The organism is Actinacidiphila acididurans (assembly GCF_016918855.1).
GTDB lineage: Bacteria > Actinomycetota > Actinomycetes > Streptomycetales > Streptomycetaceae > Actinacidiphila > Actinacidiphila acididurans.
Map to the genome: position 1 here is coordinate 120,935 of NZ_JADKYB010000015.1, position 16,468 is coordinate 137,402.

Annotated in this window: 15 protein-coding genes; 13 read left to right on the forward strand and 2 right to left on the reverse strand. The window is 69.7% G+C overall.

The window, feature by feature from the left end:
* The first annotated feature begins 421 nt into the window (after positions 1-421).
* The 9 genes from ITX44_RS26270 to ITX44_RS26310 all read left to right on the forward strand — a co-directional run bounded on the left by ITX44_RS26270 (position 422) and on the right by ITX44_RS26310 (position 8,946).
* On the forward strand, positions 422-1,567 hold the full coding sequence (locus ITX44_RS26270) for a C40 family peptidase (protein WP_205359953.1): 1,146 nt from the start codon (positions 422-424) through the stop codon (positions 1,565-1,567).
* 89 nt (positions 1,568-1,656) lie between these two features.
* Positions 1,657-1,965 carry a DUF6112 family protein gene (locus tag ITX44_RS26275; protein ID WP_205359862.1) on the forward strand — a complete coding sequence of 103 codons (309 nt, stop codon included), beginning with the start codon at positions 1,657-1,659 and terminating at the stop codon, positions 1,963-1,965.
* On the forward strand, positions 1,965-2,645 hold the full coding sequence (locus tag ITX44_RS26280; protein ID WP_205359863.1) for a hypothetical protein: 681 nt from the start codon (positions 1,965-1,967) through the stop codon (positions 2,643-2,645). Before ITX44_RS26275 ends, ITX44_RS26280 begins: the two co-directional genes overlap by 1 nt.
* A gap of 28 nt (positions 2,646-2,673) precedes the next feature.
* On the forward strand, positions 2,674-4,005 hold the full coding sequence (locus ITX44_RS26285) for an SCO6881 family protein (RefSeq protein ID WP_205359864.1): 1,332 nt from the start codon (positions 2,674-2,676) through the stop codon (positions 4,003-4,005).
* A gap of 81 nt (positions 4,006-4,086) precedes the next feature.
* Entirely contained in the window at positions 4,087-5,553 is a 1,467-nt protein-coding gene (locus tag ITX44_RS26290) for an SCO6880 family protein (RefSeq protein WP_205359865.1), read from the forward strand.
* A gap of 34 nt (positions 5,554-5,587) precedes the next feature.
* A complete protein-coding gene (locus ITX44_RS26295; protein ID WP_205359866.1) occupies positions 5,588-6,040 on the forward strand; it encodes a DUF6238 family protein in 453 nt (150 codons plus the stop codon).
* A 34-nt stretch (positions 6,041-6,074) separates the two neighbouring features.
* On the forward strand, positions 6,075-7,580 hold the full coding sequence (locus ITX44_RS26300) for a putative type IV secretion/conjugal transfer ATPase (protein ID WP_205359867.1): 1,506 nt from the start codon (positions 6,075-6,077) through the stop codon (positions 7,578-7,580).
* Positions 7,581-7,719: 139 nt separating this feature from the next.
* Entirely contained in the window at positions 7,720-8,424 is a 705-nt protein-coding gene (locus tag ITX44_RS26305) for a hypothetical protein (protein ID WP_205359868.1), read from the forward strand.
* A 24-nt stretch (positions 8,425-8,448) separates the two neighbouring features.
* Positions 8,449-8,946, forward strand: a complete 498-nt coding sequence (locus ITX44_RS26310) for a hypothetical protein (RefSeq protein ID WP_205359869.1) — start codon at positions 8,449-8,451, stop codon at positions 8,944-8,946.
* Between the two features lie 813 nt (positions 8,947-9,759).
* Here the strand turns inward: ITX44_RS26310 and ITX44_RS26315 are convergent.
* A complete protein-coding gene (locus ITX44_RS26315; protein ID WP_205359870.1) occupies positions 9,760-10,368 on the reverse strand; it encodes a hypothetical protein in 609 nt (202 codons plus the stop codon).
* 939 nt (positions 10,369-11,307) lie between these two features.
* Here ITX44_RS26315 and ITX44_RS41495 point away from each other — a divergent pair.
* The 4 genes from ITX44_RS41495 (at position 11,308) to ITX44_RS26335 (ending at position 15,625) form a co-directional block, all read left to right on the forward strand.
* A complete protein-coding gene (locus tag ITX44_RS41495; RefSeq protein WP_236061635.1) occupies positions 11,308-12,531 on the forward strand; it encodes a hypothetical protein in 1,224 nt (407 codons plus the stop codon).
* A gap of 5 nt (positions 12,532-12,536) precedes the next feature.
* Positions 12,537-13,811, forward strand: coding sequence for an MFS transporter (locus ITX44_RS26325; RefSeq protein WP_205359955.1), 1,275 nt, complete (start codon positions 12,537-12,539; stop codon positions 13,809-13,811).
* 89 nt (positions 13,812-13,900) lie between these two features.
* The gene (locus ITX44_RS26330; protein WP_205359871.1) at positions 13,901-15,148 is read left to right on the forward strand and encodes an ATP-grasp domain-containing protein; all 1,248 of its coding nucleotides are present in this window, start codon (positions 13,901-13,903) and stop codon (positions 15,146-15,148) included.
* Positions 15,149-15,184: 36 nt separating this feature from the next.
* Positions 15,185-15,625, forward strand: a complete 441-nt coding sequence (locus tag ITX44_RS26335) for a hypothetical protein (RefSeq protein WP_205359872.1) — start codon at positions 15,185-15,187, stop codon at positions 15,623-15,625.
* Positions 15,626-15,747: 122 nt separating this feature from the next.
* On the opposite strand, the gene ITX44_RS26340 is transcribed toward ITX44_RS26335, so the two are convergent.
* Positions 15,748-16,338 carry an SMI1/KNR4 family protein gene (locus ITX44_RS26340; protein ID WP_236061637.1) on the reverse strand — a complete coding sequence of 197 codons (591 nt, stop codon included), beginning with the start codon at positions 16,336-16,338 and terminating at the stop codon, positions 15,748-15,750.
* Between the last annotated feature and the right edge of the window lie 130 nt (positions 16,339-16,468).

Consider the following 16,468-nt stretch of genomic DNA (forward strand, 5'->3'; position numbering starts at 1 on the left):
GACCGCGTTTCCCGTCTACCGTCTGCCCACGTCACCAGGGCGGAGCGCCACTCCACCCCGGCTGACCTGTGCCGATGCGTGCTGTCGCGTCCAAATGTGTTGCAGGGTCGGCAGGTTCAGCCGTTCTTCGCCAAAGCTCGAGGAGCCCGATTGCGGTGCCTGAGATTACGAGCGCGGCCGGCTGCCGCGCATGACCTGACACCGGCGTCCGGGAGCTACCAACTCCCGTGAGCCGGGCCTGCCCTCGGGGCGGATTCATATCAGCGCGGTGCCGGCGGCTTTGCACGAGAAGCCGGCACCGCGCCTCCTACGAAGCGCAAGGAGACGCTGCGATGCAGCGCGCCTTGATCCCGGCCCCTGCGTGCCCCAGCCCCGCTCGGGTGCCCGGGGGTCCTGTTCGGTCCGACAGGCGGTGACGGTGGTGAAGAAGACCGCCGCAGCCGTCGTCGGCCTGGTGGCCATCACGCCGTTCTTACTCGCCGTGCCGTTGGTCGTGGCGATGGATGGCTCGGCCCAGGCTGCCTGTTCCACAACCGCCACACAGCCTGTGGATACCGCCGGTATCACCGCCCGGGTTAAAACAATCCTGGACGGCAGCAGCGCCGGTACCGTGGCCGTGCCGGGTCTGAATGATCCGGCCGAGCAGGTGCCCAACGCGAAGACCGTCCAGGCCACCGGCATCGCCCTGGACGTCCCGGCCCGTGGGCAGATCGTGGCGTTGGCGACCGCGCTTCAGGAGAGCGGTCTGCGCAACCTCACCTACGGCGACCGGGATTCGCTGGGGCTGTTCCAGCAGCGGCCGGCGCAGGGATGGGGGACTGCGGAGCAGATCCTCGCCCCGGTGTACGCCTCGACGCGCTTCTACGAGGCGTTGGAGAACGTGCCTGGTTGGCAGTCGCTGTCGGTAGGGGAGGCCGCGCAGGCGGTGCAGAAGTCGGCCTTCCCCGACGCCTACGCGGCATGGGAACCGCTGGCGACCGCACTGCAGAAGGCGCTCGAACCCCTGCTGGCACCGGTCAGCAGTTCCTCGCCCATCCCCACGCCACCCGGCTCATCCACCACTGCGCCCGTTGCAGCCGGTCTCGGCGGGGGCTGTTCGGCTGAGGAGGACGGTTCCGGCTTCGGGGTCATCCCGCCGGGCTCGGTGCCGGCCGGCTACGTGATCCCGGCCGACGCCCCGCCGCAGGTGCAGGCCGCGATCCGGTGGGCGCTGGGCCAGCTCGGCACCGACTACCAGTGGGGCGGCTCGTGCACGAACGCGCACGGCCCGGACCCGATGCAGCGCTGCGACTGCTCGTCGCTGATGCAGCAGGCGTACAAGGCCGCCGGGGTCACCCTGTCACGCACGACGTATACGCAAGTCAAGGAAGGCAGGCCGGTCCGGGTGGACGCTCTGCGGCCCGGTGACCTGCTGTTCACCGAGGGCACCGCTGCTGCCCCGAAACACGTAGGGATGTACATCGGCCAAGGCCTGATCATCAACGCCCCGCACACCGGCGCGGTGGTCGACATCAACACCATCGCCGACTGGCAACCGCAGATCCTCGCCGCTCGCCGCATCGTCTGACCCGACTCGCTCCGTCTCTCTCCCCTTCTCCGTGCCACGGCTACGCCCCCGGTGGACTTTGGCATGCCATTACTCGAACTGGAGTTCATATGTACCTCAACGACAGGTTCGTACGTCTCGCCTACGACCCCGGGATCAAGCCCAACGAGGGCGGCCTGCCCGGGCTTTCCGTACTCAAGCAGGTGATGGGCTCGATCAACTTGTTCGGGATCATCGCCGTCGTCGGGGCGCTGGCGGTCAGCGCGGGCGTGTGGGCCTGGGGCCACCACTCCGGCGGGCACCAGGCCGAGGCCAACGGCAAGAAGGGCGTCCTCGTCTCCGCAGGGGCCGCGCTCCTGCTGGGTGCCGCCAACGGGATCGTCGCGTTCTTCTCCACACTCGGGACGCAGGTCCACTGATGCCCTTCACGTCCTCGCATCCCAGCGCTTCACGTGTGCGGCAGCGGGCGCTGCTCGGCACCGCCATGCTGGTGGTGCTTGTCGCTCTGGCCGGCCTGGCCGTGTACGTCACCCGCGACGGACGTACTCCGTCCAAGCCTTCTGCTGCGCCTGCGAGTTCAGGCGCCCTTACCTCGGCCGTGCCTGAGACCACTCCCCCGCCCCACGGCGTCAACGCCACGCTGCCCGTGCCACCGGACACCCACGACCCGATCGCCTTCGGAAAGGCAGCGGCCGTAGCGCTGTGGTCCTACGACACCCGCACCTCCTCCCAACCCGAGCTGCTGGACGCCCTCCACCACTGGCTGACCAGCGAAACGAAGTACGCGGACCGCGCATCCGTCGACGCCCTTGTGCCCTCGCCGGTGCTGTGGACGCGGATGGCCGACAACGCCCAGTACGCCACCGCGACCGCGAACGAGGCGCACTTCCCCGCCTCCTTCACCCAAGCCCTGCAGGCCGACCCCGGCGCGATCACGACCGCGTACGTCTACGCGGTCACCGTTACCGGCAGCCAGTCCATCGCCTGGCGGGGCTCTCCCCGCGGAGGCGCCGAAGCCCGTGCGATCACCCTGGCCGTCCAGTGCCGCCCCGACCGGCCCTGTGCACTGGCCGGTGTCCTGCCGAACGTGGCCCCCTGACCACCCGTTCCCGAAGGAGGAACTCACTATGGGAGCCTGCGACCTCCCCCTGATGTCCACCGTCTGCGACACCATCGGCGGCGTCGTGTCCAGCACGGGCAAGGCCGTCACCGACGGCATCGGCGCGTGGCTGGCCAAGTCCGTCGGCGATCTGGCCGCCAGCGCCGCTGACCTCGCTGCCCGGGCCGTGAACGAGACCACCGCGATCGACCTGAACGCCCCCTGGTTCCGGGCCAACTACGAACTCTTGCTGCCGATCGGCCTGGCCATCACCGTCGGCACGTTCTGCCTGCAGTTGATGTCCGCGGCTTGGCGCAGGGACGAGCGGGCCTTGGCCCAAGCCGCCATCGGCACCATGACCGGCGTCCTGTTCTCCTTCTGCGCCGTCGCCTTCACCTCGGTTGCCATCACCGTGGTCGACGCCCTGTCACACGGCCTGTTCCAGGCAGCAGGCACCTCCATCGACGACGCGATCCGCCGCGTCGTGGAGGTCGACGAACTCGGCGCCATGTTCGGTCTGGGCTGGGCCGTGCCGGCCCTGGTTGCGATGGGGATGGCGATCGGGGCGTTCATGTACTGGGGCGTCATGGTCGCCCGCAAGGTCGGCGTCCTCATCCTGGTCGCCCTCGCGGTCTTCGCCGGATCCGGCGGCGGCTGGGAAGCAGCACGGCGCTGGCGGCGCGGCTGGATCGAGGCCACCGCCACTCTCGTCGTCTCCAAGCTGCTGATGACCGTGGTGTTCCTCATCGGCGTCTCAGCGATGGGCAAGTCCGACTCCCACGACGGACTGTCCGCCCTGTCCGACGCGATGGCCGGCCTCGTCGTCATGGTCCTGGTGCTGCTCTGCCCCTACGCGACCTACAAGTTCGTCCACTGGGCCTCCGACGGCGGTGGCCACGACGACCGGCACCGCACCGGCATAGCCGGAGTCGCGGTCGCCGCAGGTGCGGCGAAGACCGCCAGCAGCCTCGCGATGCAGGCCCGCACCGGCACCCCCGCACCGCAGGGTCCGGCTCAGGTGCCGGGCGCGGGCGCTGACGGCGTGACGTCGGGCATTGACCCCACCGGCGGTCAGCTCAGCAGGGAGGGCATCGACGGCACACCGGCCGCGCGGACCGCATTCCGGTACGGCGAAGACCCCAACGCCGCCGGCGACAAGGGCCACCCCCTCGTCCAGCGGCCCGGTCTCCCCCCGCTGATCACACGGGCCACTTCCGGTGGCGACTCCGCCAGCCGGCCCGAAGGTGAAATCCCTGAGAGCGCGGGTGTCCTGAAGCCCGCACCCGATGGGAGCGGGCCGTCGACTGCCGGCTCCCCGGCCATTTGGATCGGCCCCGACCAGCCACCTTCCGACTCCTGACCAGCCTCTCCCGGGAGCGAGCCGCACAACGCCGCTGCGGCCCGCCCCTCCCCCGGATCGCTCTTACCTCTGGACCCGCCAATGTCTGATCACCGCCAAGCCGCTGCGGCCACCGTGAGGTTCCCGCACCGCTCCAAGCGCGGCATCCTCCTCGGCCTGACCGCCCCGCAACTGCTCACCGTCACCCTGACGGGGCTGCTCCTGCTCGCCGTGCTCCTCATGCGCGGAGTCGTCGGTGCTCTCGAACTCGTCCCGCTGTGGGCGGGCATCGGTCTGCTCGTCTTCGTCCGCTCCCAGGGCCGATCGCTGACCGACTGGACCCCGATCGTGCTGCGCTACGCGCTGCGACGCGCCGGCGGGCAGCTCCTGTGGCTGGCCCGCCCCTCCAGCCGCCCGGCCCGCGAAGGACTCCTTCACCTGCCCGGGACCACCGCCTCCCTTCGGGTGGTCACCGCGCCCGATCGGCGCTACAGCGCCGTCCACAACCCCCACACCGGCACCCTGACCGCCGTCGTCAAGGTCTCCTCCCGCGCCTACGCCCTGCTCGACCCCGGCACGCAGAACGCCAACGTGGCCGGTTGGGGACGAACGCTCGCCGCACTTGCCCGCACCGGCCAGGTCGCCCGTATCCAGGTGCTGGAGCGCACCGTCCCGGACTCCGGCGACGCACTGCGCCGCTACTGGGAGGAACACGGCCAACCCCACTCCCCGGTGGCCGGGCAGCTCTACAGCGAACTCATCCAAAGCGCGGGCCCGGCAGCCGCGCCGCACGAGGCGTACGTCGCAATCTCGCTGGACGCCAGGGCCGCCCGTCGCCTGATCAACCAGGCAGGCGGCGGCCTGACAGGCGCCTTCGCCGTACTCGCCCAACTCACCTCCGCCTTCGACCAGGCCGCCCGCACCGACGGCCTCAACCCCACAGGCTGGCTGTCGGCCAACGAGATCGCCGCCGTCGTACGGACCGCCTACGACCCCAAAGCCCTGGCCGCGCTCGACCGCTGGTCGCGCTCCGGGCGCCCGGAAGCCGATCCGATCGCGGCCGGCCCGGTCGTCATGGTGGAGAAGGCCGACCACATCGCCACCGACTCCGCTTTCCACACCACGTACTGGATCGAGAACTGGCCCCGGACCGAAACCAGCGCGGGCTTCCTGCATCAGCTCCTGTTCACCGCCGGGGCCCGCCGCACCCTCAGCCTGTCCTACGCGCCGAAGGCCCTGGACTCTGCGCTGCGCGACGTCCAGCGTAGGAAGGCATCGGTGATCGCGGACTCCGCCGAGCGCGCCCGGCGCGGCCAGGTCGACTCCGAAGCCGACGCGATCGAGTACGAGGACATCAAGACCCGCGAACGCCAGCTCATCGCCGGCCACGCGGATGTCGCGCTCACCGGCCTGCTGACCGTCTCGGCGGACACCGAGGACGAGCTGCGCCAGGCGTGCGCGGTGGTCGAGACAGCGGCCGTCGGCGCCCAGCTCGACCTGCGCCCGCTCACCTGGCAGCAGGCCGAAGCCTTCACCGCCGCCGCCCTGCCACTCGCCGTCGCTGTCTGATGCCCGCACCCACCCGATCCGGAAGAGCACCTCCATGTCCCGCACCCCGACCTCGGCCGCGCAGGACTTCGTGCCCTTCGCCACCGCCGCGCTCGACTTCCACCGCGCCATCAACCTCCCGGCCGGCCCGCTCGTCACCTCCCGGGCCGAACTCGACTCCCTCCACGACCACCTGGTCTCCCTGTTCGAACTGCTCGACGCCCACGCCATCCGCACCGCCTCACTCGTTCCGGCCGAAGGCGAGCGGCTCAGCATGGCCCGGACTCGGATCTGGCAGGCCGCCGACCACGTCCACGCCGCCTACCACGCCGCCCCCCGACCCGGCTCCGGTGAGATACCCAACCGCGAGGAGTGTCGGCCCGGGCTGCCGGAGGGCGCACCCGAAATGACCATCTGCCGCCGCCACCAGACCGCCACCCACTTGGTCCGCCGCCACACGACCCCCGCCGACCTGCACGCCCCGTTCACCGGCCTCATCCGCCGCTGAACCCCCGGACCACGTGATCTGGAGAAAAGCCTTCATGCCCAGGACCCGCACCAGCGCCACGCAGCTATTCGTTCCCCGCAAAGGATCCCGGGAGCAACAACGCGCCGTCCGCTCCGGGTTCGCCACCGCACGCCACCGCGCCCGCCAAGCGGCCGCCCCCGCCCAGCGCCGTGCGGATGAGCTCCTCAACGAGGACCAGCGGCCCGCATACCCGCCGTCTGGCCGTCCCGGCCCGGCCTCGGCGCGCGGCGGGAAGCTCCACCTGCCCGCCCACCGCATGACCACCGCGGTGGCATCCGGCGCCTACCCCTTCCTCGCCGAAGGCGGCCTCGGCGCAGAAGGCATCTTCATCGGCCGTGACGTCCACGCCGAGGCGGCCTTCTGCTTCGATCCGTTCTCGCTGTACGGCTCCGGGCGGATCGAAGGCTTCACCAACCCCAACGCCGTCTTGGCCGGGATCATCGGCATGGGCAAGTCCGCGCTGGCCAAGTCCATCGCCACCCGCGCCATCGCCCACGGCTACCGGATCTACGTCCCCTCCGACCCCAAGGGCGAGTGGACCGCCGTCTCCCGCGCCTTGGGCGGCCACACCATCGCCCTGGGCCCCGGACTGCCCGGCCGGCTCAACCCCCTGGACGCTCCCGCAAGGCCCAGCACCGTGGCGCCGGCGGACTGGACCGGCGAGGTCCGCAAGCGACGCCTGGCCCTGCTGGGCTCACTCGCCCGCACCGTGCTGGGACGCGACCTCAAACCGATGGAACACACCGCCCTCGACATCGCCCTCGACCAGGTCGTCACACACGCCCGCGCCCAGGGCACCGAGCCGCTGCTCGGCCAGGTCGCCTACGTCCTCGGCTCCCCGGCCCACCTGGACGCTGCCCTTCCCGACCAGGCCGGCCACCTGGCCGCTGCCGCCCAGGACCTCGCCCACGCCCTGCGCCGCCTGGTCCACGGCGACCTGTCCGGCATGTTCGACGCCCCCTCCACCGTCGCCTTCGACCCGACCGTACCGATGCTTTCGATCGACCTGTCCCGGCTCGGCGGAGCGGGCGACGACACCGCGCTGGTGCTGGCGATGACGTGCGCGTCGGCGTGGATGGAATCCGCCGTGGCTGACCCGGACGGCGGCCGGCGCTGGGTCATCTACGACGAGGCGTGGCGGGTGATGCGCCACATCGGACTGCTGGAACGTATGCAGTCCCAGTGGAAGCTCAGCCGGGGTCTGGGTATCGCGAACCTGATGATCATTCACCGGCTGTCCGACTTGCTGTCAGCAGGCGACGCCGGCTCGCACGGCCGGGTCCTGGCCGAGGGCCTGCTCGCCGACTGCTCGACCCGGATCATCTACCGCCAAGAGCCGGACCAACTCGCCACCGCAGCCTCCCTGCTCGGCCTCACCGGGGTCGAGGCCCAGGCCGTCTCGGCTCTGACCAAGGGCCGCGGCTTGTGGAAAGTCGCCGGCCGCAGCTTCATCACCCAGCACATCCTCCACCCAGTCGAACGGCAGTTGTTCGACACCGACGCCCGCATGTCCGCCTGAACCGCACCATCGCGCACTCAGCCGCAGGCTTCCGCCTCCCCCAACCGCCGTCGGCCAGAAGGGCCCCTTATGCACCACGCCCGTAGACCCGCCACCGACCCGTGCCTGCGAACCGCTGACCTGAACGAATGGACTCGCCGTGCCCAGCCCCGATTATCAGTCGCTTCCCGATGTCGTGGTCGGCCGCCACCCCGACCTCGGCATCGTGGCCACCAGCCCCAAGCACCTCGCGGCAGACGCCTTGCTCAAAGGCGCAGGCTTCCGCCCCGTCTCTGGCCGCCCCGACCTGTACGCGCTCGCCGACCAGGGGCACGACGGCAACGACCGTGCCAGTCGGGCCGTCGCCGCGCTCCGCGAGGCTCATTACAAGGTCGACGCCGACGACGCCTTGGCCCCCTGGCAGACCTCCAGGGCAGGCGGCTCCCCCGACCAGCCGCCCCGCATAGATCCCGACATCGCCTTCGCCGAGCACCCCGAACTGGGCATCGTCGCAGCCACCAGCGATCTGTGCACCGTCCGTGGCCGTCAACTCCTCGAAGAACACGGGTGGCGCCAGCACCCGAGCCTGGACATCCACACGCTGCCGCCCGCGATCGGCCGGCGCGAGGCACTCGACAACGTCGCTCACGCCGTCCTCGCCATGCACCGCACCGGCCTCCAGGTCGCCGCGCAGCCCACCCTCGCCCGCGACGTCAGCAAGCGCCATGCCACAGAACCCAGCACCACGGCACGTCTCGCGCAGGGCGTGCAGCCCACGAGCTTCGGACTTCCCGGCAAGCCACCCGCCGCCGCCCCGGCGCCGAGCCCGGTGGACCCACGCATCGCCTTCTCCCGCAGCCGCTGACCCCACCCCCAAAAGGAAGTCCCCATGAGCGTCAAGAAGGTCTGGCCCATCACCCACACCTGTGGACACATCGCCGAGCACGACCTGTCCGGCCGCCCAGCCGACGAGCGCGCGGGCTTCGCTCGCTGGCTGACCGAGCGGCCCTGCACCGACTGCTGGAAGACGGCCCACCAGGCCGACGCTGCCGTCACCAGGAAGTGGATCGAGGCCAAGCGCGCAGAGGAGCAGGCCGACGCCGAAGCCTGGTCGCAGAAGTACCGAATGCCCCCGCTGGAGGGCAGCGAGCGCGCGGTGACCTGGGCGGTACGGTGCCGCCACCACATGCTGGCTGCCGCGTACACCGCCCTGGTCGTCGAAGGCGACGCCACGGAAGCCGAGTGGGAGGCCGTCGAGGACGCGGCCCGCGCCGTCACGCGCGCCGGATGGTGGATCGACCAGCGCGACGGCGAGCCCGGTGACCTGACCGAGCTCCTCGACGCGGCGACCGGCGCCGACCGACCCGTCGAGAACCCCTATTTCTGACCCTCCGACGCCCCATGCATTGCGCCTTTGGTAACCGGCGGCACGGTCGCACACCTGGATGTGCGACGCACACGCCGATTCAAGGTTTGGCGAGATACCAATCGCCCCAAGGCGGCCACGCTGGTCCAGGGCTTCGGCGTAGTCGGCGGGCGTCCGTTTCGTGACCACTTGCGGTGAAGGGAGCGCGAACGGACGGTTCCTTTTTCATGTCCATTGCGCCTCGGTGGCCTGCGTCTCCCCGTACCGTCGGGCGGAGCCAGCCGACGGTGCCGGGAGATGATCCCCTGCGTGGCTGAAGAGACAGGTGCAGATGCGGACGACGCTCGTGCATGGGATGAGCAGCTGGGCTGGGCGTTCGGGCTGGTAGCAGATGATCCGGCTGCGAGGAGTGCGGCACGCGCTGGCCGTCGTCCTCGACCTGACCGCGTGCGCGGTGGCGGACCGACAGCCCACCCCGCACTATGGCGACCTGCCGCAACCTCGCGGTCGGCGCCCTGCGACTGAACGGCGCGAAGAACATCGCCTCCGACCGTCGCCGTAATGCGTGACGCCCGCCGACCCCTCACGCTCCTCGGCCTCGCCTGAGCACGAAGTGGACGTCACTCGACTATGCCGAAGCCTTGAGGGCTGTCGCAATAACTTCAGGCTTTGATCTTGGTCAGGCGGGCTGTCTCGCGAGGTCATCGAGTGGAACGGCGCTTCGGCGTTCATGAGTTATTTTCCGACAGCTCCCTGGGCCGCTCAGGGGTCGATCGGGTCCGGCGCATGCGTTCTCGGCGTTCCTTCAGGCCGAGACCGAGAGATAACGCCGCCTCAGATGGTCGGGGTGTCGTCAACAATCGGCCTGTGAATCTCAACGACCGGCTTCCATCCCGCGGAGAACTCGATGAAGTCCGCACGGGTGGGGTAGGTGTCGATCGCGCGACGGTCACGCTTGGAGCTGTCGCTCCCCTTGCGTCCCCGGGGAATCTGCTCCTCGAAGATGTCGACCTTCACGTCGGGAACCTCCTTGAGGCCCTGGCGCCAGATCTGCACAACGTCGGCGCCGAACGCCTGCCGGGCCGCAGCGTAAAGGGCTGTGAGGGCCCCCTTGTCCCCACCAGGGACGAAAAGCGCCAGGTCCAGCACGACACCGGCGGACTGGAGGACCTCGATGGTCACCGAGCCGTTCTCGTCAGCCAAGTAGATTCCGGCTTCATTCTCGTCGTCAGGAAGGCAGGAGACCTCTTCCTGGAATATGGTTCTCGCCGTGATCAAGCCGCCCTCGAAATCCTCACCGGACTTGGTCAGAAAAGCAGGGACATAGCAGTCGGGAAGCTTGAGTTCTGCCGTATCGGCGGAAACGAAGAGCCTGTCCATCACGCCGAGCTTCGTCACCTCTTCCAGCGAGAGGCGACGAGCGGCGATCTTCTCCGTGTTCACGATTTCCCTTTCAGGTTGCACTGTCCCTCCGAACAAGCACGCTACCACGAAACCCTGAGGTCAACTGCCCAGTAATCTTTGGGTAAATGGCCTCCGACGACCTGCACGGGAGGATACCGAAGCGAGTGCCACTCGGTCGGGAACGCGCATCCGCCAGGTAGGGGCCCTCGTCATGGCGTTGGGGATCAACTGGCGGTTGATTGCGGTGCGTTGGGTAGCATGAAGGAACTAAAAGATAGTTTACGGTAGATATCACCCATATCGGCGGCGAGGTAAGGCGATCCATTCGTCGTGCATCTCGAAGGGCGCAGCGGAAACCAACCGGATGGTCCGACAACGCAACAACGGAGACCCCCACCGGCAACATCTGGATGGAACGCGAACCGGAAGTGGCGTACTACCGTGCCCTCTTCGGTCAGGACTTCGGCGTAGTCGGCTAACGCCCGGTTGCGGCAGCTAGGTTCTGCATGGATGCCATCCAATCGTCCCCGTAACTCCCCTGTGCGCAGTGCTGCCACACCGTTACGGATCTGCGACGTATCTGGAGAGTTGGGCTACCGCCGGGCACAGCGACCGGCCTCGTCAGGCACCTTCTCACCGTCGCCCTGGTTCAGGCCGTTCATCACATCCTGGGTCGTGCCGGAACTGACGCCGACCAGCGTGCGGTGAATGCCGAGCGGGGATCAGCACTGCGCGCAAGGCGAGCGTTGCCCTTACCTGTGCCGCCGCTGCAGGCCGCCTACTCATAAGCACATCGGTCCGTGAGCGCTGTCGAGAACTTCACCCACGACCAGGGCATCGGCAAAGCAGGCTAGCCCCGATGCCGTCTATCACCGATCTGCGGTCGGGCCAAATCATTGAATCTGCGGATCCTCTCCGGGACTGAGCGGCGTCACCGCGCCGGCACCCCTTCCCTTGAGGTATTCCGTGATCCCCTCCATGAAGCGCGGTCAGCGCAGTGATGACGTGCTTGCCGGCCTGTTCCCGTACGGCGGCGGCGAGGTCGGCCTGATCGATGGTGACTGCCACAGTGGGCCGTTGGTGGACCGTTCCGTGAGCCAGTTGGCCCAGCTCCTGCACACAACCGTCGAGCGCGCCGGGGCCGAGGCGCCGGAAGAGCCGGTGTGGCTGTGCACGATCGAGTCCGCCGTCGACCTGCCGGACCCCGGCGACACCGAGTGGAGCCGGATCGCCCGGCAGGTGCTCGCCGCGACCAAGGTCGCCGCAGCAGACGGCCCGAACTCGTGCCGGTGGGTCGCGCTGCGGTCCGGGCCCCGGCAGGTCCACATCGTGGCCACTCTCGTACGCGAGGACGGCACGCCGGTACCCAGCCACAATCTGTCGGCGGCGGCGTTCAACGCGTGCCAGCGGATCGGTAATCAATACCGCGCAACCTTCCCCAACGGGACGGCTGCCAGCCGCGAGGCCAAGCGGATCGCGGCGGCCGCCGCAGACCACCGCAAGGTCACCATCACGCGCGAGCCCAGTGGCAGCGTGGTCGCCCGCGGGGGCGACAGTCTGGCCGTCTGCCTGCTCGATCACGCGGGATTCCCCTACGTCAACGACTGGCACGGCCCACGCCACCGGCTGCCGGCCGGCATGCCTCCCGAGGAGCAGGCTGTAGCCATCTCCGATGCCACCCGGATGCTGCGCGCCGCCCGCTATCAGGTCGACCTCGACCCTGTTCTGGACGCCGGAGAATCGACGGCTCCCACGGGTGTCTTGGGCCCTTACCGCGCCGGAGCCGAACTGCTCGCGGTGACCGACCGGATCGGGGAGGCCGGGACCGGACACGACCTCGCGCACGTTCTTGACCACCTTCTGCACCCCGAGCACGGCGCTCTGGAGCGCCTCCGAGAGGCTCTCGAAGCGGCGTCCGAGAAGGTCTCCGACCTTGACGACGAGGCTTTCACGCTCGCCGACCGCCTCACTGTCGCCGCCGAGTTCGTAGGTGCGGCTGAAGGTGAACTGGTCGGCATCCGCAGTGAGCTGGAGCAGATGAGCAGCCCCGAACCCTCGCTTCGGCCTGTGGCGCACGCGGCAGCTCTGGTCAAGTCACCCGCAGCCGCTGAGGGCCGTCCTTCGCACGGTACGGCGTCGGCCCCTCAGAACGTGCCCCCGTTGACCGGCCCGGGCCACACCTCCGCCCCGCGGACTCGGTGACCACGATGCTTCCCACGCTCGCACGATGCCTGCGTTCCGGCGGCACCGCGCAGCTCTACTTCATGCGGAGCACCGACGCCCTGGCAAGCACAACAGCCACCTACGCCATCCCCCTGCTGGTCCTGGTCACCACAGGCTCGACCGCGTTGACCGGTATCGCCTTCGTGCTGGAGTGGACGCCGCGCCTGGCCGCCTTCACCTTCGCCGGAGCCCTGGTCGACCGCTGGGGTGCCGGAGCCGTCTTCCGCTGCGCCAACGTCATCCGTGCCACCGTGGTCGCCCTCGCCGGCGCCGTACTGATGTTCCTACCCCAAGCAGGGACTGCGGCCACCTGTGTGGTCCTGGCGTTCGGTGCCACCTCGGGACTACTGGCCCAGATCTCCTTCGTCGCCGTGGAAACCCTCGGCTCCGAGGCCGGCCGACGCCTAGGAAACCAGGCCTACAGGGTGCAGGCCGTACAGACCGGCATCGACCAGGGTGCGATCCTGGTCGGTCCGCTGCTGGGAGGTCTGCTCCTGCTGGCCGGTCCGGGCCTGCTGCCGGCGGTGGTTGCCGCACTGGCGATGACAGCGGCTTCGTACGTACCCGACGAGGCAAATCCGATGGCGCACCAGCCGGTGCCCAGCAGCCTGCTCACCGGCTGGCGGACTCTTCGACGAACTCCCGCGCTGGTCTGGCTGGTCGCCGGCCTTGCCGCTTCCAACCTCGCCACCGGCGTCCTGCAGGCCGCGGCCCCGATCATGGTGATCCACCACATCCGCCGCTCCACCGCCTCCGTCGGCGTGGTGTGGACCATGGCGGCCGTCGGCTCCCTGCTCGCGGTGTGGGCCACCCGCCGGGCGATGGACCGCTGGCAGGTGTGGCCGGTGGGCGCGTTCGCCGCCGCCGTCGCCACGGTTGCGTGCGGGGCCACGGCCCTGGCTCCGGGATTCGGCTTCTACATTGCGTCGGTCGCGGCAGTCATGGCGGCGGAAGGTGCCATGACGGTGGTACTCCGCACCCTGCGTAGCCGCCTGATCCCGCCCGCGGCGTTCGGCTCGACCCTGGCGGTCACGATCATCCTGGTCCTGGTACCGCTGCCCGTGGCCGGAGTCCTCATCGCCAGCGTCCCTGCCGCTGCCATCTCGCATCTGCTGCTGGCCTGCGCTGCCTTGCAGGGCCTGGTGCTGGCTACCTGTTTCGCCGGCCTGCGGCGCCATCGCTCCTCATACACCGATGTGGCCACCCCGGTGCTTGTCCAGCACCGCCGCAGCGATCTTCAGTCCGCGGACCAGCCATGACCGCCCCCACCAGGCCGCGCTCTCGCCTCTCCCTCTCCCCTCTCTCCTTGGCTTCGTACGCCCATTTCCCGCCTTCTGGAGGCTTCCCGATGTCCCGGTCCACCCGCCACCTGCTGATCGTCGTCTCCGGTACGGACCCGGTGTACCGGGGCTACTGCCTGGAGCAGACTGCCGCCGGGTACGGCATCGCGCTGATCGACGCCAAGCCGCCGACCTGGCAGCAGCATCTGGTCGCCGACCACGAGGTTGCCGACACCCGCGACTCGGCCGCCGTCGTCGCCGCCGGCCTCGCGCTGGCCGAACGCCACGCCATAGCCGGCGTCGTCACCTGGGACGAGTACGCGCTGGTCCCCACCGCAGAACTGGTCGCCCGTCTGGGAGTACGCGGCAACACCGTCGCGGCGATGAGCGCCGCCCGCGACAAGGCAGCCAGCCGACGCCTGTTCGCCGAGCACGGTGTGCCCTCCGCGAGGTCCATCCGGGTACGCACCCCGGCCCAGGCCACGGTCGCCGCGCACCGCATCGGCTTCCCGGTCGTCTTCAAGCCCGCCAGTCACGCGGCGAGCATCGGCGTCATCCGTGTCGACACCCCCGAACGCCTCACCGACGCGTGGGAGTTCGCCGCCGCCGGAGCGAGCCAGCAGGGGCCGGAGGGCCGGGGCGTCCTGGTCGAGGAATACCTCGACGGACCCGAGATCTCCGTGGAATGCGCCACGGTCGCAGGGGTCACCACCGCGCTCGCGGTCACGCGCAAGGAGGTCGGTTTCGCCCCGTACTTCGAGGAGACCGGCCACACCGTCACCGCCGACGACCCGCTCCGGCCCCACGTCGCCTCCGTCGCCGCCCAGGCAGTACGGGCGCTGGGCATCACCGACGGCGTGCAGCACGTCGAGATGCGCCTGACCGCGTCCGGCCCGCGGATCATCGAAGTCAACGCCCGGATCGGCGGGGACATGATCGGCCAGCTCGTCCGCCTCGCCACCGGCCTGGACCTGCCCCGCATCGCCGCCGACATCGCCTGCGGAAACGCTCCCTCCCTGAACCCGACGGCACACCGGACGGCCGCGATCAAGATCCTTTATCCCCCGGCTACCGGCGCCCTTACCGCCCGCGATCTCACGGTCGAGCCCGGGCCGGAGCACCCGTGGCTGCACCAGGTCACATGGCTGCGCCAGGTCGGCGACCGGGTCGCCCTGCCTCCGGAAGGCGACCTGTTCACCGGGCGGGTCGGCTTCGCCATCGTCACCGCCGACAACCCGGCCGAAGCCCGCCACCGGCTCACCCACATCGCCGACGGCCTGACGCTCACGGTCGCCGAGTCCCACACCGCCGCGTGAAACCGAAGCGATTTCCGTCCCACTCGCGGAGCGACGATGCCCCTCGACGCCCACGTCAACCGCGCCGACGCCTACGGCACGGACATCGACATCTTCCCCTGGCCCGACCAGTCCATCTGGGCCGACACCCGAACCGGCATACCACCCACCGCACTCGAACTCCTGCGCCTGTACGGCTTCGTCCGCGTCAGCCACCCCGGGATCCTCGACTCCCACGAGCTGACGGCGGACCTGCCCTGGCCGGAACGGCAACTGCGCGCCACCCGCGCAGCGGAATCCCTCACCATCTCCGGCTTCCGCGTGAACCTCGACCCCGCCCTCTACAACGAGGACGCCCTTCCTCCCTACCTCGCCGAAGCCCGCCGTCGGCAAAGGGCGGCGGCCATACGATCGATTCCCGCCGCCGAGCACCAGGCCGCCACCGTCACGCCGCTACCGCCTACGGCCGCCCCTACACTCATCCGCCGCGCCCAGTAGGAGAATTCGTGCCCGAGTTCCACCTGAGCATCGGCCGACGCGGTCAGTGCCGCCGACGGGCAGAGCACACCGAGGGCTCGAGCGGTCCGTGAGTTTCGGCGGTGCACGGGACGTGTTCAGTCTCACCAGCCGGTGCCGGTGTGCCAGCGCCGCACCCATTCCTCGAAGCCCCATGCGTTGTCTCCGGGTGTCGGGACTGCGCCGACGTCGGAGACCATCCAGACCTCGCCGCGGCGGGGACCCGTGGTCAGCAGGAGCCAGAACAACTGCCCGTCCTCGGAACCGAGCACGATGGACCCGTCGTTGAACGCGGCATCGATCCTCGGGTCCTCGGGATCGGCGGTCTCGTCGTCCTCCCAGTGCCAGGCTGCCTGCAGGGGGAACGGTTCCGCCGGCCGCCGCAGCCCGAGGTCGGGCCAACTCGCCGGCAGCCAGCCGAGTGGCTGCAGACCACCGTCCTCAGCCGGGCCGAGACCGGACCCGTTGCTGATCTCCGCGATGAAAGTCCTGTACGGCTCGGGAAGGACCACCCCGCTGTCCGCCTCCCACGCCGCGACGGCTTCATGGCCGAGCGCCGGTTCGCGCCATTCGGGCGGGAACGCGGAACGCAGGAAGTCGAGCGTGGCTTCGGCAGGACGCTGATCACGTGTGGCAGTCACGTCGGCATGCTGACAGACAGCGCTGACAGCCGGTCTCGGCACCCCGTCCTGCATTGCTGCACGGCACAGTGGCCGACAACGGGCCCCCGCCAACCGCATCTCGCCAGCAGCCGCCGACTGCACGACTACCCGGTACTCCGTCGCTAGCCGCACAACCACCGCTGCCACTCACGACGATCACCGC